17 protein-coding genes are annotated in these 15,508 nt (G+C 66.9%); 10 read left to right on the forward strand and 7 right to left on the reverse strand.

All coding sequences use genetic code 11. The annotated features are described in order from the left end of the window. Positions 1-119: 119 nt before the first annotated feature. Entirely contained in the window at positions 120-758 is a 639-nt protein-coding gene (locus tag DQE82_RS30105) for a class I SAM-dependent methyltransferase (RefSeq protein ID WP_113974848.1), read from the forward strand. A gap of 304 nt (positions 759-1,062) precedes the next feature. On the opposite strand, the gene DQE82_RS30110 is transcribed toward DQE82_RS30105, so the two are convergent. After that, positions 1,063-1,779 (reverse strand): SDR family oxidoreductase, encoded by a 717-nt coding sequence (locus DQE82_RS30110; protein ID WP_113974849.1) that lies wholly within the window; start codon positions 1,777-1,779, stop codon positions 1,063-1,065. Between the two features lie 326 nt (positions 1,780-2,105). Next, positions 2,106-3,329 (reverse strand): magnesium transporter MgtE N-terminal domain-containing protein, encoded by a 1,224-nt coding sequence (locus tag DQE82_RS30115; RefSeq protein WP_116962597.1) that lies wholly within the window; start codon positions 3,327-3,329, stop codon positions 2,106-2,108. 290 nt (positions 3,330-3,619) lie between these two features. Between DQE82_RS30115 and DQE82_RS30120 the strand changes: the two genes are divergently transcribed. Then, entirely contained in the window at positions 3,620-3,865 is a 246-nt protein-coding gene (locus tag DQE82_RS30120) for a hypothetical protein (protein ID WP_113974851.1), read from the forward strand. A 390-nt stretch (positions 3,866-4,255) separates the two neighbouring features. After that, positions 4,256-4,387 carry a hypothetical protein gene (locus DQE82_RS30130; protein WP_233514827.1) on the forward strand — a complete coding sequence of 44 codons (132 nt, stop codon included), beginning with the start codon at positions 4,256-4,258 and terminating at the stop codon, positions 4,385-4,387. 8 nt (positions 4,388-4,395) lie between these two features. On the opposite strand, the gene DQE82_RS30135 is transcribed toward DQE82_RS30130, so the two are convergent. Further along, a complete protein-coding gene (locus DQE82_RS30135; protein WP_113974853.1) occupies positions 4,396-4,596 on the reverse strand; it encodes a hypothetical protein in 201 nt (66 codons plus the stop codon). Positions 4,597-4,766: 170 nt separating this feature from the next. On the opposite strand from DQE82_RS30135, the gene DQE82_RS30140 reads away from it, so the two are divergent. Together DQE82_RS30140 and DQE82_RS30145 are read left to right on the forward strand one after the other, a co-directional pair. Then, positions 4,767-5,294: a ribosomal protein L7/L12 gene (locus tag DQE82_RS30140; protein ID WP_158560022.1), complete on the forward strand. Its 528-nt coding sequence runs from the start codon at positions 4,767-4,769 to the stop codon at positions 5,292-5,294. Beyond that, on the forward strand, positions 5,291-7,783 hold the full coding sequence (locus tag DQE82_RS30145) for an NACHT domain-containing NTPase (RefSeq protein WP_113974855.1): 2,493 nt from the start codon (positions 5,291-5,293) through the stop codon (positions 7,781-7,783). The genes DQE82_RS30140 and DQE82_RS30145 overlap by 4 nt, the downstream gene beginning before the upstream one ends. Positions 7,784-8,149: 366 nt before the next feature. On the opposite strand, the gene DQE82_RS30150 is transcribed toward DQE82_RS30145, so the two are convergent. The 4 genes from DQE82_RS30150 to DQE82_RS30165 all read right to left on the reverse strand — a co-directional run bounded on the left by DQE82_RS30150 (position 8,150) and on the right by DQE82_RS30165 (position 12,464). Continuing rightward, positions 8,150-8,383: a helix-turn-helix domain-containing protein gene (locus DQE82_RS30150; protein ID WP_113974856.1), complete on the reverse strand. Its 234-nt coding sequence runs from the start codon at positions 8,381-8,383 to the stop codon at positions 8,150-8,152. A 128-nt stretch (positions 8,384-8,511) separates the two neighbouring features. Continuing rightward, positions 8,512-9,657, reverse strand: coding sequence for a site-specific integrase (locus tag DQE82_RS30155; protein WP_113974857.1), 1,146 nt, complete (start codon positions 9,655-9,657; stop codon positions 8,512-8,514). A 1,090-nt stretch (positions 9,658-10,747) separates the two neighbouring features. Then, the gene (locus DQE82_RS30160; protein ID WP_113974858.1) at positions 10,748-11,293 is read right to left on the reverse strand and encodes a cysteine hydrolase; all 546 of its coding nucleotides are present in this window, start codon (positions 11,291-11,293) and stop codon (positions 10,748-10,750) included. A 4-nt stretch (positions 11,294-11,297) separates the two neighbouring features. Next, positions 11,298-12,464, reverse strand: a complete 1,167-nt coding sequence (locus DQE82_RS30165) for a hypothetical protein (RefSeq protein WP_113974859.1) — start codon at positions 12,462-12,464, stop codon at positions 11,298-11,300. Positions 12,465-13,221: 757 nt separating this feature from the next. On the opposite strand from DQE82_RS30165, the gene DQE82_RS30170 reads away from it, so the two are divergent. From DQE82_RS30170 to DQE82_RS30190, 5 genes are all read left to right on the forward strand, one after another. Further along, positions 13,222-13,446 (forward strand): DUF6284 family protein, encoded by a 225-nt coding sequence (locus DQE82_RS30170; protein ID WP_113974860.1) that lies wholly within the window; start codon positions 13,222-13,224, stop codon positions 13,444-13,446. Next, positions 13,446-13,820, forward strand: a complete 375-nt coding sequence (locus DQE82_RS30175; protein WP_113974861.1) for an RRQRL motif-containing zinc-binding protein — start codon at positions 13,446-13,448, stop codon at positions 13,818-13,820. Before DQE82_RS30170 ends, DQE82_RS30175 begins: the two co-directional genes overlap by 1 nt. After that, on the forward strand, positions 13,817-14,617 hold the full coding sequence (locus DQE82_RS30180; protein WP_113974862.1) for an ABC transporter permease: 801 nt from the start codon (positions 13,817-13,819) through the stop codon (positions 14,615-14,617). The genes DQE82_RS30175 and DQE82_RS30180 overlap by 4 nt, the downstream gene beginning before the upstream one ends. Position 14,618: 1 nt before the next feature. Beyond that, positions 14,619-14,810: a hypothetical protein gene (locus DQE82_RS30185; RefSeq protein WP_113974863.1), complete on the forward strand. Its 192-nt coding sequence runs from the start codon at positions 14,619-14,621 to the stop codon at positions 14,808-14,810. A 98-nt stretch (positions 14,811-14,908) separates the two neighbouring features. After that, positions 14,909-15,340 (forward strand): helix-turn-helix transcriptional regulator, encoded by a 432-nt coding sequence (locus DQE82_RS30190; RefSeq protein ID WP_113974864.1) that lies wholly within the window; start codon positions 14,909-14,911, stop codon positions 15,338-15,340. The last annotated feature ends 168 nt before the right edge of the window (positions 15,341-15,508 follow it).

The following is a 15,508-nucleotide window of genomic DNA, read 5'->3' on the forward strand; positions in this document are numbered from 1 at the left end:
ACCTCCCGCTGGTCTGCACATGCATGACGGCCATGACCCTGGCCACCTCACTTGCGCCGATCGATGGTGGCATTGCCCAGGGCGACGCCAGCGTGTGAGTCGGGGCTATCGTGCTCCGCATGCGCGTTCCCGGTTGGCTCGATGACACCCGGACTTCCTACGACACCGTGGCGGTCAGCTACGCCGACTTGCTGCGGGACGCCCTCGCTGGCGAGCCGTTTCAGCGGGGCCTCCTGGCACTCTTCGCCGAGCTGGTGCGCGCTCAGGAGAACGGGCCGGTCGCCGATGTCGGCTGCGGTCCGGGCCGGATCACCGCCTACTTGCACGGCATGGGCCTGGACGCGTTCGGCGTCGACCTGTCGCCCGCGATGATCGACGTGGCCCGACGAGATCATCCCGGCCTACGGTTCGAGGTCGGCTCCATGACGGGTCTCGACCTGGCCGATGGCTCGCTGACCGGCCTGCTCGCGTGGTTCTCCCTGATCCACGTCCCCGACGACGAGGTCCCCACGGTCCTCGCCGAGTTCCTTCGGGTGCTGCGGCCTGGCGGAACCCTGCTACTGGGCTTCCACGCCGGCGACGGCAGCAAGCTCAAGACGGAGGGCTACGGCGGTCACCCAATGAATGTCTACGTGCACCGTCGATCACCTGCCCGGGTCGCGACCTGGCTGGACGCTGCCGGCTTCACCGTCGAGGCGGAGATGGTGCATCGCCCTGCCCCGAACGTCGAAGGTGCCTTCGTCTTCGCCCATCGATGAGGTGGGCGGAGAAGCATCGGTGATCGTGGTCGCCGACCGGGCACACGCCTGCTCACACCTTCGTCGTTCTGGCTCGGTCCGATACCTACGCGCGAGATTTCAAAGGGCCTACGCGGCACGCCATTCCCACTTGTCCGGTGCCCGATTCTCGCCAGGACCTCGCGTCGCGGGCCGCCCGGCCCATCACTCAATGTGACGCACCGTCGGCGGCAGATTCGCGCACCTGCTCTTCGTTCCGACGCCGTCGGTCTCAGCGGCTGGGACCTGCGCCGAGGATCCTCAGGCTGCTTGGCGCGGCGGGCGCTCAGGAGTGTGGAGCCCGTACTTGCTCGAAGTGGAACTCGCGGATGAAGCAATCTCGTGGTTGACCAACCGCGAAGACCACGCAGTCGATGACCGACTGCGCAGTGAGGTCGCTATCCGCCTGCCGCGGCCCGGTCTGAACGAAGTCCGGTGGAAAAAGGGAAATCACCCGGATTCCTTCTGGCCGCAGCCGGTGCGACAGGATCTCAGCGAGCCCGGCGTGGGCATGCTTGGCCGCGTAGAACGCGGGATGCGCGCCCGAACGGCGGTGCCCCACCTCGCCGCATGCCGAGATCATGTTGACAACGTCGGGCCGCGACGATGCACGCAGCAGCGGCAACAGATGCTTGGTCAGCAGCACAGTGCCGGTCCCGCCCGCAGCCATCACGCTTTCGATCGTGTCGTCCGAGACGTCTGCCAGATCGTCACCTTCGATGTATGAGGCACCATTGTTGATCAACACATCGAGGTAGCTCGTCCGGTCGGCCACGGCCGCAGCGAACCCCCGCACCGAATCCGGTACGGCGAGGTCGCAGTGAAACACATCAGCCCGACCTGCCCCCTGCTGGTTGATCGCATCCGCAACCCGCCGGGCCGCTACCACGTCGCGGGCCGAGAGGAAGATCTGTGCGCCGCGTTCGGCGAACGCCTCTGCCAGGAGTCGACCCGTGCCACGTGCCGCGCCGGTGATGGCGACGCGCAAACCATCAAGATCCATGGCCGACAGTGAAGCACCTGAACTCTGGTTGAGGTCAACAGGAGGCTGCAAAATCGGACATCCGCTCCTCGGATCCAGATCCGGATGCCGGCAGAAGCCCACTGCGGCTACGGTGCGTGACGCGCCCCGACTGCGGCTGGCCCGCCGGGGGAACTCGCGTCGAACGAATACGCGCTCCTGCCAGTCAGATGCGATTACGCGCTGGTTGCCGCACGCGATGATCGGTGGTCTGCTGCGGGGGTCACGGTTGCGGGCCGCGATGGGTGACGGCCTCAAGGCATCGATGATGTGCGTGGCCGTGGTCGGGGGGCTATGGTGACTGGCGACTAGAGTGTCCTAGATATTGCTTGGCGGCGTTCGACCGCCAGTGCCTCTACACGCTGTTTCCAGGCTGTCGCCGTCGGTATCGGGGCCGCGTGTTGCCGCCTCATCGCGCGCAGGAGCTGGGCCGCCCGGTCCAGCAGCCCGGCCGCCAAGTCCTGTTCCATCATGGCCAGCAGCGCGGCTGCCTCATCCGGTCCCGCAATGGTGAGCAGCCCGGCCACCGTGTCCGGTTCCATCAGGGGCAGCACCATGGCCACCCGGTCCGGTCTCATATGGGCCAGCGAACTGGCCGCCCGGTCCTTCTCCATCATGGTCAGGAGCCTGGCCGCTTGCTGCAGGTTCACCTCGTTCAGCGCTGCGGCCGCCTCGAAGGGCTCCAGTCCGTTCAGCACTACGGCCCCGTCAGGAGTCATCTCGTTGAGCACTGCGGCCGCCGGGATCCACTCCATCGCACCCAGCACCCTGGTGGCCTGGTCCGGGTCTATCGCGGCCAACATCCCAGCCGCCCGGGGCGGATCCATCGCGGCGGCCAGTTCGCCGATCGTCTCAACAGGCATTCGGTTGAACAGCGACATGACCTTCTGGGGGCCAATTCCATCGAGCAAAGGCCGCGCCAGGTCCGGGCGGAGATCGGTCAGCGCCGCCGCGAGCCGCGTTGGGTCCATCGCGGTGAACACGGCGATCATGTGGGCATCGTCGGGGCTTAGCCGGGCGAGCAGCTGAATTGTTCGTTCCACGCCCATCTCGTTCAGCCGCGCGGTAGCGCGGCGGGGATGCATCGTGGCCAGCAAGTGGTACTCGGCTTCGGCTTCGGTGATCTGGCCGGAGGGCGGATCGACCGCCAGCTGGCTCGCCGGCTCGGTAGCTGCGGCCGCCGCTCGGTGCGGACTCCGGTGTCGATGCTGCCAGGCCCGCTCCCGGGCCCGCGCCCACTCGCCTGCCTCCTGCTGGGACAGACCGCACGCTAGGGCGATCAGATAGACGTTCTCGCCACTGGGCAGGATCTTGCCGGACTCGGCGTTGCCCAACGTGCTGATCGGTACTTTGTCATCCATACGTCGTGCCAGCTCGGCCAGCGTCAGGGCGCTGCCCGGTTCGTTGCTTGCGCGAGGGGTGCTGCGGCGCAGTAAAGTGAGTTGATAGCCCAGCTGCGCCACAGTCTCCACTGACGTTGGGTCCGGGCGCTGGGCGGACGGACCGGGTCCCGGTTTGCCGTTCTCCGACATCTTCCGATGATGACCGATGCCATCCAACGAATTCCCATGATCTCCCACGTTCGGGTGATCGATGTCGAGGTGCACCGGGCCTGTGCGTGATCGGAAGACGGCCCTCAATCTGGGTGATGTCCTGACCGGGAACACCCGCCTAGCAGGGGCGGGTCCGGCGGGAAGGGATCCCGATGTCCACCACGAACTCTCCGGGCGGGCGGCGTACGGTCGGCGCCGGCCCAGGTCGGTTCCGTCCTGCCGTGCCCGTGAAGGCGGCCAAAGCGGCGCCGACTCGGCGACGGGACGCAGTGACCCGCTCCGCCGGCGTCGTCGGCCGCCGCCCGGCACCCCGTGCCGCCGTCCGGCGACCGGCCCGCCCGCGGTGGACGGTGCGCGACCGGATCTGCGCCGTCACCGCGAGCACCGGCGGCGGCAGCATCCTCGCCCTGCTCGGCTTGGCGGCGCTGCACGCCCCTGCTACGGCGTTCGGCGCTGTCGGCGCAATCGGCAGCGGCGCGGTCGCCGCGATCGGCGTTTACTTCGCCAAGAAGTGAGCACCGGTCTGATGCGACATCATCAGAAGCACAACGGAGAGTAAGTAGTCCGGCCGGACAGACGAGAACTCGCACCGCACGAATACGCAACCCTGCCAGTCCAGCAGCACCGCCACCGAACATGTGCCGTCCGCTGAATGGCGGGGATCCTCGAACGCGACGGACTCGACGACCAAGCCGCCGGCTGGTGGCGATGCGCCGTCCGCCTCGGCGACCCCGACGCCCAGGAGTACCTGGACTCGCACCACTTCAGTACGCGAGGCTGCCAACTTTCTTGGGCCCGGCGGCGGGCCGAGGTTCAGGCCAGGACCGCGGCCTGGGCGGTGACGGTGCTCAAAAGAGCAGCCCGCTCCATCCCTGCAAGAGTGACAGGTCGCGGTCACCCGCGACCTGGACTCCTTCTGGCAACAGGATTACCCACAGGTCCGAGCGGAGCTGCGCGGGTTGTCACCCCTGCCGCCAATGGCCGGAGAACCCGACGACGGCCGAGCCACCCGACGCACGAACCCCCGCTCGCGCTGATGTTTCGCCTACTCCTTGTCGTCGATGAGATTGTTGAGCTTGTCGAAGACCCAGATCGCGATCACGGCGGACGCCGCGTGACCGGCCGCGCCAGCCTCGTGGTGGAACTGTGTGGCAACAGCCTCCGCGACGCTGCCCATTGCCGAGGCGACCGAGAGCGAAGCGGTGGTGATGAACGCGAGGCGGGTGGTGACGGGTCTGCGCCGCATGGCTCCTCCTGAATCTGGATGACGGCTCTCTGCCGCCCGGAGTCCACCGTCCGGCCTGTTTCCGCGCCGGGGACATCCTCCGTCGATCGGGGACTATCGAAACCGGAAAGAGATATGATTCGATGAGGTCCGGTCATGGACGGACAGATACGGACGGGCGGGCTGCGGTCATGACGCTGAGGAAGCCAGATCTGCCAGCCGGCGCGCACCGCGACCTCTCGCTGGCCCTCCACGAGTTGCATCGCAAGGCCGGCTGGCCGTCCGTACGCGATCTCGAGCGAGCCATCAACGTCGACCTCGTCCGGCGCACTCGCATCTACGACGCCTTCACCTCGCCACGGCTCCCGGCGTGGGGCGTGCTCAGCGTCCTGGTGCCGGAACTCGCCAGCCGGGTGCCCCGGATGGACGCCGACGAGCAGGTCGATCGCTTCCATCGGCTTTGGGACACCGCCGCGCAGGCCGAGGACTCCCGCACGCGAGCTTGGTCGGTAGTGCTCACCGACGCCGGCAGCCGGAGGATCCCGCTGGTCGAACTAATCCGCTCGGTCACCGGCGCCGGTCTGGCCGAGGTGACCGAGATGCTCGTCCACTGCCCCGCGACGCTGGCCGCCGGCCTCACTCCGGAAGGCGCCGAGCGCCTCGTCTCCCGGATCGAGGCGCTCGGCGCGCTCGCCGAGGCCAGGGAGGAAGAGCGGTGACCGACTTCGACAAGCAGGTGGGCCAGGCGTTGCGGGCGAGCGGCTGGACGGTTGAGCACACCGGGACCGACGGCGAGCTGCTGGCCACCGAACGCCGGCTCGACGACGACCGGCGGATGGCGGTCATCTGCCGTGACGGCCCCGAGCCGGTGACGGCGGCCGGCCTCTGGTCGACCCTGGCGACCCCGCTCGACCTGCTTGAACGCCGCGAGATCGACTCGGTGTACGTGATCACGGCTGTAGACGCTGCCGACGACCTCAAGGAGTATGCGGCTGGCATCCGTCACCTCAAGGTGCTTCGGCTCGATGAGCTGCTCGCCGCGGCCCTCGACTTCGGCGAATACCTCCAGGACCTGCTCGACACGTTCGCCACCTCGCCGGACGGCCTGCCGGACTACTACATCCCGCCGCGCACCCGCGTCGATGAGGATCTCGAGACGGTGGTGCGGCGGTGGATCCGCGGAACACGGGAGCCGGACGGCCCGGAACCGGATCAGCCCATCGCGGTGCTCGGCGCGTACGGAATGGGCAAGAGCTCCTTCTCTAGCCACCTCGCCGCCGTTCTCGCACAGGCCGCCAAGGACGATCCGCACGCCCGCATCCCCATCCTGATCCGCCTCGGCGATCTGGCCGGAGAGCAGACTCTCGAAGGCCTGCTGGGCAAGCAATTCACCGCCACCTACCAGGTGCCGGGCTACTCGTTCGCGGCCTTTCAGAGGCTCAACCAGGCTGGGCGCTTCGTCGTCATCCTCGACGGCTTCGACGAGATGAAGCAGCTGCTGTCCTGGAACGACTTCGAGTACAACCTGGGCCAGCTCTACCGGCTGCACGACGGGGACTCGCGGCTGATCGTGCTCGGCCGGCCCACGGCGTTCGAGACCGACGAGGAACAGGAGATGGCGTTGCATGCCGGCGGCGGGCGCGCCGACGCGGGCTGGCCCAACTGCTTCGAGGTCGAGCTCTCGCCGTTCAACAACGACGAGATCCGGTTGTTCCTCGGCCGCTATGTCCGGTACCGCCGCCCGGACTTGACCGACCCGGATGCCGAGGTGGCGGCCCTGTGGGACAAGGTCGGCTCGCGGCACCTGCGGGACGTGGCCCGGCGCCCGGTCCAGCTGCGGATGCTGGCCGAGATCCTCCCCGAGTACGCCGGCGAGATCAGCGAGCTCGACCTAGCCCGCATCTACGACATCTTCATCGGGCACCTCATCGACACCATAATCCAGCGAGAGGATGACAAGAACAGCCGAGCCGCATTCGACTCGATCGAACGGCGCGCCTTCCTCACTTCGCTTGCGTTCTGGCTGTGGAAGGAGCAGAAGGCAACCTTCGTCGCGAGCGAGACCGTCCCGCTGGAACTGGTCGAGCCGTACGCGAAGGGTCGTGATCTACTCGCAGTCCGCCGAGACCTGTTCGCTGGGTCACCGCTCGACCGCCGCCTTGGCGAGCGATTCGGGTTCCCGCACCGGTCGTTCCAGGAGTTCCTGGTGGCTGAGACGATCTGGAACCGGCTGCGTAGCGGCACCCTGACCCTGGCCGAGGCCGACCCGCTGGTCAGCCAGGAGGTTTCGTCCTTCATGAGCTTGCAGCGCGGGCGGCAGGAAACGGCGGCGGCCGCCCGTCTGGTGAAGGCGCTGAAGCCGGGCACGACGCTCTGCTGGCGCCTGGTAACCGCAGTGTTCATGGCCGAGGAGGTCATGCTCACGATCCGGGAGCGATTAGACGCACACCTCTCCGTCCGTACCCGCCGGGCCAGTCGCCGCAACCAGGGAAAGATCACCTCGTGGGAGCTGCTCTTGCTTTCCACCTGGACGAGGAAGCATCCGCAGAGCGACGCCGGCGTCACCATCCAGGAGGTCCTCAAGCTGGCCCAGGCCGAAGACTTCACGCTCACTGCGCTCTTCTGCGTCCTGCGGCTGGGCGGCACCCCGCGAAGGGTCGAGGAGGCATTCCAGAAGCTGGTGGCGATGCTGGTCGACGGGGGCACTCCGCAGGCCGTAAGGTCGGCGCTCGTCAACGGCGGGCAGGTCCGGCCCAGCGGCGACTACGTGTACCTCAGCCGATTGAACGGCTCGTGGAGCTTCGGCCGCCGCACGGGTGAGGCTCGCGTGGAGACCGGGCGAAATGGTCAGCCGATCCTGGTTGGCGGCAACGAGCTGCGTGTGCGCTGGCTGGCGATAGCCGGGATCCATCTCGCGCTGCGACTCGACATCGGCCGTGGCCGGACGGCGAACGCCCGGGCCATACTGCGCTCGCTCCGGCCGGTGTTCGGCATGTGGCTCCCGACGGCCGGGTTCATCTCCGACTGGCTGGCACCCAGCGGTGACCTCGCCGTCGACGTGCAGCTGAACGAGGACTTCGAGATAACTCCGGCGGTCCGCGACCAGATCCTGGACGTTCTCGAGCCGGTCAGGACGGCGTGCGCGGCGCTCGGTCTCGACGTCGCGTTCATGGAACGCGGTACGGATTCACCTGAGCTGCTGGAATAAGCGGGCCGGGCTGGGCCGGGATGACCGACTGCACGCAGACCTGACGAGCCTTATAGCAGCGATGGGCGCCGGTAGAGAGTCAACGGCATGCGAGTTGTTGCGCGAGGCCTGCGCTCTGGTTGCCAGACTCCCACGAGACTCGTGTGAGGCGGAGCGCCACAGGATCAAGGCGGCTGCCCTCGTCCTCCGTTCCCCCGCATGGCGCAAGAAGGCCGCTGCCGTAAGGCACGGCAAGAGGTAGCCAGCTACATGCCGGGTGCCATCTCCGATATTTACGGCGTCTTCAGCTGGACAACAGAGACTGACTGCCGCCGAACCAGGTCGGTTCGATTGAAGGTAGCGACCCGGTCTCCTCGGGCAGAGCGACTATTCGACGGCAAGGAGATTGAGGATCGCCTGTACGGGGACCACGTACCGCCGGCCGACGCGTAGGAGACGCACCGGGAACTCGCCGGTTCGGGCGAGGGCGTAGGCCTTCGTACGCCCGACGCCGAGGATCGCTGCGGCGGTCTCCACATCAGTCGTGAGCCCGAGCTCACGCACCGCTTCAATCGTCCATACCTGGCCAGCTTTGCGCTCACCCGTCGTGGTGGTTGACATCGTCCGCGCCCCTCCCCGCAATCGTGAGTACGCCGGTACCGGCGTCACCCCCACGGTGCAGGCAGCCGCTTACCTGCTGCGTTGCCGAATGTGAGAACCATCAGCACGGGTGGCGTTACCAATCGAGTTCACGCCGCAGGTGACCAGGTCGCAGCGTCTCCGAGCACCGCCTCCATCAGCTCCGCTGCCCGACGCTCGCTCTCCGGCAACACGTGGGTGTAGACCTCCCGCGTGGTCCGACTGTCGGCGTGACCGAGCCGCCGCTGCATCACGTGCTCGGGAACGCCAGCGTCAGCACCGGTGGTAGCGGAGGTGTGCCGCGCATCGTGCAAGGCGATCACGGGAACGCCGGCGTCAACGCACGCCTTCGCCCACTGGTCGGTGAAGTACTTCGGGTAGTACGGCTCCCCGTCCTCTCGGCAGAACAGGTAACCGCCGTCGTGGTAGAGGACGCCGGCGTCGGCCTTCTCCACCGCCTGGCGCGTCTGGTGGGCGAGCAGCTCCGCTACCAGGGCCGGTCCGAGCGCTACCGCCCGCTTGCTCTTGCCCTTGGGCGCCTTCTCCACCACCCCGTTGCTGGTCGTGGTGCGTTGCCAGTGCAGCAGCAGGACACCCCGGTCGAGGTCGACCCGCGGCCACTTGAGCCCGGCCAACTCCCCTCGCCTCGCACCGACGACAATCGCTAGCACCCAAGCGGCACGCAGCCGGTGGTCGGCGTGGTGCTTCAGGAACTTCGCCGACTGCGCCGGCGTCCAGACGCCCTTACGCCCCATCGTCTCCCGCTCGGCCTGCCGGGGCTGCCGTACACCGTCGACGTTGACTCCGAGGTCGCCCAACGCCTTCATCAGGATCCGGTGGACGATGCGGACGGTGGTCGGCGACAGCGGCCCACCGTTCTTGCCGCCACTCTTCAGCAGCTTCTTGTAGAGGTCGTGGATGACCCGCTTGTCGAGTGCATAGAGCTGCCGGCCGCCGATGTGCGGTACAACGTAGCAACGAATGACGTCCCGGTAGTTGCTGAGCGTCGTCTCCTGAACGTCCAACTCGCGCTCGTTGAGCCAGCCCTCCAACTCCGCGGCGACGCTGCCGTCGGCGCCGAGATCCGCTCCGCCGTACGCGGCGCGCGCTTCGTCCTCCGCCTTCAACGCGGCGGCCTGGTTGGGGAACCCCTGCCGCTTGTGCTGGCGACGGCGCCCGTTGGTGTCGGGCGGAAGGTCGATGATGAAAAACCAGCGGGCTTGGCCGTTGGCGAGGCGGTAGCTGTAGACAGCCATGCGGCTGCACCTCCGCAGTAACGGGATCGAGGGATGCAGCCCACGTTAAGCGATCTCCGTTACCGCCAGCGTTACCGCAAGATCACACACGATCTTCTATATCCGCTGGTGAATACCAGTCGGGACGGCCGGATTCGAACCGACGACCCCTTGACCCCCAGGACGCTTCGCTAAGCGTTTCCGCACGTCACGCACGGCACCCGACAGTCAAGCCGTGTAGTTGGCGGCATTGCCGACCGCCATCGTGCATGCCGTGTGGTCCCCACCTGGTCCCCGGGCACTGGCACCCTTCGACGGCCCAGCACGCGATTTCAATGGACGCCCGCTTGCTGGCACACGCGGAGCGCAGCTATTTCGGCAGGACGTACCCGATAACAATTCCTAAAATCAGGAACACAAGGCTTACGATCGTATTAGTGACTAAGGCGTCTCTATTTCGAGCAAGCCAAGGAGGGGCCTCCTTCCGCGTTTTTGTCTGTAACATTGCAGAGTTTGATGGAAGCATAGACAGCGCCAAGAAGGTTAGCAAAATCGGCACCGCTGCAAACATTGCACCAATCCACCCGGATAGAGCCACACGCCAAATGCCATTTCCTTCCACAATTGGGGCACTAATTCCGAATGCGATTCCGGCAACAACAAGGGCTGAATATGTTGAGCAAACAAACAACCAAATGCGCTGACGCATAGGACGTCGCCTGGCACGAACTAGGCGCTCAACCTCGGTTGCCATGCCTTTCGCGTGAAGGTCCGGGTCGTAAACATGGAGGCACGCCTTATCGCGACTGAACTCCAATCTGACGCGATCAGAACTTACTCGAAACCGATCAATCTTCTCTGTGTCGAGCCGCGCCAACTCATCCACGTGGTCGATGACGATGCAATCATCTACACAGATATCTATATCGGCCGACACCTCCTTCACCATAGTGACCAGCACCGCGAGATCATCGCGCCAAAGTCGCACGTGACCAAATTGCCTCTTGTCAACCTCGGACCGGAGTCTTCTAATCGCCACGCCCGTACATTACTAGATTCGTTCCACCTGGCCTCCAGCCCGCTGAAGCTGGCGAGCCTCCTCACCAGGAAGCTATATACCTTCTAGCCTCTTCAGAGAGTCGGCCACTCGGATGACCTGCCCGGGGCCGATGAAGCGTCGCGCGACCAGTAGGCCCGCCTCGTGCGCCTCAGTGCCAGCATGGCTCGCCGAAGCATCCGCGATCAGCCACGGCGTGAAGTCGCGTTCGAATGCATCGACAGCACCTTTCAAGACGCAGCTTTCGGTTGCGATGCCGCAAAAGTGAAACTCTTCCCATCTGCGCTGCTTAAAAAGCGCTACACCATCCGTGGTAAACGGGCTGTAAATCCTCTTGTCAAGCGTTACGCCCTTATCTATGTGCGGGCGCAGCTCTGGCACGAAATCGATGTCAGGGGAAGACTGGAGCCGCCGCCAACCAAAGAAGCGCTCGAAAGGACTGCCTGGATAGTTCAGGTATCGAGTGAAGAGCGTGTCGCCGCCGGCAGCCTGCCAGCGGCGCACCAGGTCGACAACGACGGGAACGATGTGCGCTGATTGCTCTCGCACGAAGCCGTTTTGCATGTCGGTCACGACAAGCACGGGGCGACCCGATGTCATTGGCTCAACCTCGATCCGTATCACGGAGGGTTTCGATGGCTTGATCTAGGGCTGGCATTAGGTCGCACGTCCGCAGAATCGCTCGTCGCATGGCCTGATGCTGTCCGGGCTCCCGAAGTCGGGAAATAGTGAGCCGGGAGCGCACTCCCCGAAGGTACCGCCATCCATACTCGGACGGCACTTGCGGATCTCGTCCCTGTTCTACCTGACGGGCGATCGCGTCGCTATACGCCCACATGGATTGGATCGCTAACTCGCAGGAGATCACCTCAGCCTCCGTCAAGGCACGTTCGGCTGAGATGGGGTGGTAGACGACTCCGGACCATGAGGCGTACCCCACCGAAATGCCCTGCAACCCGAACGACTCGATGCCTACGTGGTCGTACGACTCGGATAGCAACGACTGCTCAATCAGTTCGGCGTGCGCCAGGTGTTCGTCATCCATAGGGCGATCACGATGCAGCAATACCTTTGGCGTCGACATGATGCGTAGAGCAGTTCCTAGCAACTCTGCCGGCCACGCTGGCTCAACGACCCAGTGAGCACCAAGAACATACACAGCAGACTGATCTTCGACTGGCGCGATCGGCGCGAGGTAATCGATAGCCCAATTGATGTTGTCGCCGTACGACGCCACCCGCCACGCAGCTAACGCCGCGATCGTGGACAACTGCACAGGCTCGACAAGGTGAAAGACCACGGACCCGCACGGCCAGACGTACAGGGTGCAGTCGCCTTCAGGGTGCTCGACGGGTGCCGAGTAGCACGTGTGCCACTCCCCCACCGCTGGCGCGCAGCCTGCGGCCTCCCGCAGTCGGGCAGCGCCGTCAGCGCCAACAAACGCCGTCACGAACTTGTGGGATCGCGCCGAGAAGTGCGGGCGTTCCTCAGCGCCGCTGGTCAGTTCGCCGAACAGATCTTGGGGCTTTGCGTCGTACGCCAGGCAGTAGAGCTGTCGGTAGATCGGGTCGGTGACCGCTACGCGCCCGGTCTCGTGGCGGTACATCGCTTTCTCGATGGCCTCGACCGTGGGTGTCTCGCGGATGCCGCGCTGTTGGCCTACGCGGTGCAGCTCTCGCGCGGCGCGCTTGCGCGACTCCCAACCGGCGGCCTTGCGGCGGTTGACCAGCACGAGATTCGGCTTGTACTGCCGAGGGACCTCAGTGGACATAGGCCGTGTCCTTCGTGTCCGTGCGTAGGACCTGCCCGGGCCGCTGGTCGGCGGGCAGTCTCATTGGCAGGCGAGCAAGGTGCCGCCACAGACGGGAGCCGAGGACAGGAGGCACCAGATGATCCGACCTAACCGGTGGTGCCTTTACGGGGCCTCTCGGCCTGCCACTTCCGGATGGTCTCGGGCTGCCACGCCGGGGACCGGCCGAACATCCGGTCAGGCGCGGGAGCTTGCCCGCGTGAGACGTAAGAAGCCCAGGTTGCGCGACTGATCGGGGCACCTACCGAAGCCAGGTAGGTGCGTACGTGGTCCGTCGTCCACCAGTCGGCGGGCAGGTCAGCGTCAGTCATCAGTACAAGCCTACGCGGTACAGGTGCTTGCACAAATACAACGTGGGGTTGTAGCGTCACGAATACAACGCCACGTTGTACCGGCCGGATGGCTCGGGGAACGACGGCACACCGTTGCCGCACGCCCATGAGACGCCGGATCAGGCCGTTCATTGAGAACTCCACAGCGACAGGAATAAGCACGCGAGACGCCGCCGAGCGGCATCCCTGCCTTGAACCACGTGGTGGTCGACGCCGGTAGGTCCCGGCCGAGCAGGGCGAGCGGAGCGGATATCGCGTGCTGCACAAACCTCGGTGCCCGGGCCGGTGGCGCGCGTACTCAGTGACGTGACCGGCCCGGTTCCGAGGAATCCCCCGCTGGCACTGACCTGTACTGGAGGTTTCCCGTGAGGAAGCGTCTCGCTCTCATGTCCACCGAGCCGACCGCCGCCGCCCTGGCCGCGATCGACACGGAGTGGCCGCTGATCGCCGCCGAGCTGGACGTGCTCGACGCCGAGATCACGATGCTCTACGCCGAGGACCACGGCGGCCCGACCGTCCTGGACTGGCGGCGGCTGCGCCGGGCCGAGGCCCGCGTCACCCGCGCCGCCGCCGACCTGACCGCCCGCACCGACCCGCACCGCGCGGCCTGATGCCCCGCATCCGCGCCGCCTTCCACGATCCGGACGGAGCGCGGTACGGCATCCCCACCTACTGGTGGCGAGGTGCCCCGCCCGGCTACGCCACCCGCCGCCAACTGACCGCCGCCGGCCTACGGCCCGCCGGTCAGCCGATCGCCGCTCAGATCCTGTGGCGCGGCGTCGGCGGCACCCGCGCCGCCTACCTGTACCGGGTCGACCTGGCCCGCCCGAAGCGCACCGCCACCCCCGCGCAGCTCCGGGCGGTACGCGCCGCGCTGACTGCCCGCCGCACGTGCCGCGTTTGCGGCCAGGTGCGGCCCTACTACATCCCGCGCTCGCTGGGCGAATGCCTCGCGTGCGCCTATCCGTTGGAGGACGCAGCATGACCGCCCCCACGATCAACGGCACCCGCTACCCGCAGCCCATCGAAGACCTGTTGCCCGCCGCCCGCGCGCTGGACCTGCCCGAGGGTGAGGCGTTCCCGTCGCGCAACCGGCTGATGCGGGAGTTCCGCATCGGCGCGCCGAAGGCCGGTGAACTCCTGGCCCTGCTCAAGGCCGAGCCCGCGACGCCGCCGATCGACAGCACCAGCCCGGACGCCACGGACCCGGCCGACGCACCGGCCGTGCCCGAGCCCGCGCCGCCGGTCGAGCCGGACCCGACGCCCGCCCCGGAGATCACGACGGCCGAGCCGGACGCCGAGGCCACGCCGGTTAGTCGCCCGGACACGCCCACCGCCGACGAGCCGGGCCGCCGTCCGGTGGTGTGGCCGGTGGTGCTGATGGCCCTCGGCGCGTTCGTGGCCGTGTGGTCCGGCTGGGTGGGGCTCGGGAAGCTCACCGGGTTCGGGAAGGTGGACCTGCTGCCCGGGATCGTGGAGCCGGGTTCGTGGGCCACCATCGACTCCGCGATCACCCTGCCGATCGGGGTAGAGGCGTACGCCGCGTACGCGCTGTACGTGTGGCTGTCCGGGCGGGTGCCGACCCGGGCGCGCACGTTCGCCAAGTGGTCGGCGCTGGCGTCCCTCGCGGTCGGCGCGCTCGGCCAGGTGGCCTATCACCTGCTCACCGCCTACGACGTCACCGCCGCCCCGTGGTGGATCACCACCCTCGTGTCCTGCCTCCCGGTCGCGGTGCTCGGCATGGGCGCCGCGCTCGCGCACCTCGTCCGAGAGGGCCACTGACATGGGCAAGCGCAAGGCCACTGAGCAGGACCTGGCCAACATCGTCGCGGAATGGGCCGTACGGCAGATCCACAACACCGACGCCTCCCGCGCCGCGTTCCGCAACCTGTCGCCCGAGGCACAGGGCCAGATCCACGGATGGGCCGCCGACGAGCGGCAGCGCCGCGCAGACGGCATCACCATCACCGACTGACTTCGCCCGGCGGCACGGCCCCTCGGCCTAGGAAACCGTGCCGTGCCGCCGGTCCATCACCCCTCAGCCGTACCTACCGACCTCGGGAGATACCCCTCATGTTCGCAGATCCGACCGGCGCGCGTGCTGCCGTGTTCGCCGCCGTGTTCGCCGCTCTCTACGTCGCTCATCAGGTCGCCGATCACTGGGTGCAGACCCAGTGGCAGGCCGACTGCAAGAGCGAGCCCGGCTGGCTCGGCCGCCTCGCCTGCGCCGCGCACGTGGCCACCTACACCCTCACCGCCGCCGTCACCCTCACCACCGTCGTCCTCGCGACCGGGCTGCGCCTGGACCTGTGGGGCGTCGGGATCGGGCTGGCGGTGTCGGCGGCGTCGCACTACATCGCCGACCGGCGCACCCCGCTGCGCCGCCTGGCCGAGGTGCTCGGCAAAGACCCGCATTGGCTGACCCGAGGCGGCGGCATGTACGCCCTCGACCAGTCCTGGCACTACGGATTCCTGTTCATCGCCGCCCTGTTCTGCGCCGCCTAACCCACCCCCGCCGGCAGTCCACCCCCTGAAAGGAGACACCCCTGATGGCACGCATTTCGATCGGCCGGTCCACCGGCCGCATCACCACCGGCACCTCGACGCTGTGGTGCCCGCCCTGCGGCAACGACAGCAACTGGCGCGACATCACCGCCGACGACCGGCGCACCT

This window comes from Micromonospora sp. LHW51205 (assembly GCF_003315815.1).
GTDB classification, from domain to species: Bacteria; Actinomycetota; Actinomycetes; order Mycobacteriales; family Micromonosporaceae; genus Micromonospora; species Micromonospora chalcea.

Excerpts from the sequence above, each read along its gene's own strand:
- DQE82_RS30180 (WP_113974862.1), top strand. The coding sequence starts at position 13,817 with ATGACCGCCCCCACGATCAACGGCACCCGCTACCCGCAGCCCATCGAA.
- DQE82_RS30190 (WP_113974864.1), top strand. The coding sequence starts at position 14,909 with ATGTTCGCAGATCCGACCGGCGCGCGTGCTGCCGTGTTCGCCGCCGTG.
- DQE82_RS30175 (WP_113974861.1), top strand. The coding sequence starts at position 13,446 with ATGCCCCGCATCCGCGCCGCCTTCCACGATCCGGACGGAGCGCGGTAC.
- DQE82_RS30155 (WP_113974857.1), bottom strand. The coding sequence starts at position 9,657 with ATGGCTGTCTACAGCTACCGCCTCGCCAACGGCCAAGCCCGCTGGTTT.
- DQE82_RS30105 (WP_113974848.1), top strand. The coding sequence starts at position 120 with ATGCGCGTTCCCGGTTGGCTCGATGACACCCGGACTTCCTACGACACC.
- DQE82_RS30115 (WP_116962597.1), bottom strand. The coding sequence starts at position 3,329 with ATGTCGGAGAACGGCAAACCGGGACCCGGTCCGTCCGCCCAGCGCCCG.
- DQE82_RS30150 (WP_113974856.1), bottom strand. The coding sequence starts at position 8,383 with ATGTCAACCACCACGACGGGTGAGCGCAAAGCTGGCCAGGTATGGACG.
- DQE82_RS30135 (WP_113974853.1), bottom strand. The coding sequence starts at position 4,596 with ATGCGGCGCAGACCCGTCACCACCCGCCTCGCGTTCATCACCACCGCT.
- DQE82_RS30160 (WP_113974858.1), bottom strand. The coding sequence starts at position 11,293 with ATGACATCGGGTCGCCCCGTGCTTGTCGTGACCGACATGCAAAACGGC.
- DQE82_RS30165 (WP_113974859.1), bottom strand. The coding sequence starts at position 12,464 with ATGTCCACTGAGGTCCCTCGGCAGTACAAGCCGAATCTCGTGCTGGTC.
- DQE82_RS30140 (WP_158560022.1), top strand. The coding sequence starts at position 4,767 with ATGACGCTGAGGAAGCCAGATCTGCCAGCCGGCGCGCACCGCGACCTC.
- DQE82_RS30170 (WP_113974860.1), top strand. The coding sequence starts at position 13,222 with ATGTCCACCGAGCCGACCGCCGCCGCCCTGGCCGCGATCGACACGGAG.
- DQE82_RS30185 (WP_113974863.1), top strand. The coding sequence starts at position 14,619 with ATGGGCAAGCGCAAGGCCACTGAGCAGGACCTGGCCAACATCGTCGCG.
- DQE82_RS30110 (WP_113974849.1), bottom strand. The coding sequence starts at position 1,779 with ATGGATCTTGATGGTTTGCGCGTCGCCATCACCGGCGCGGCACGTGGC.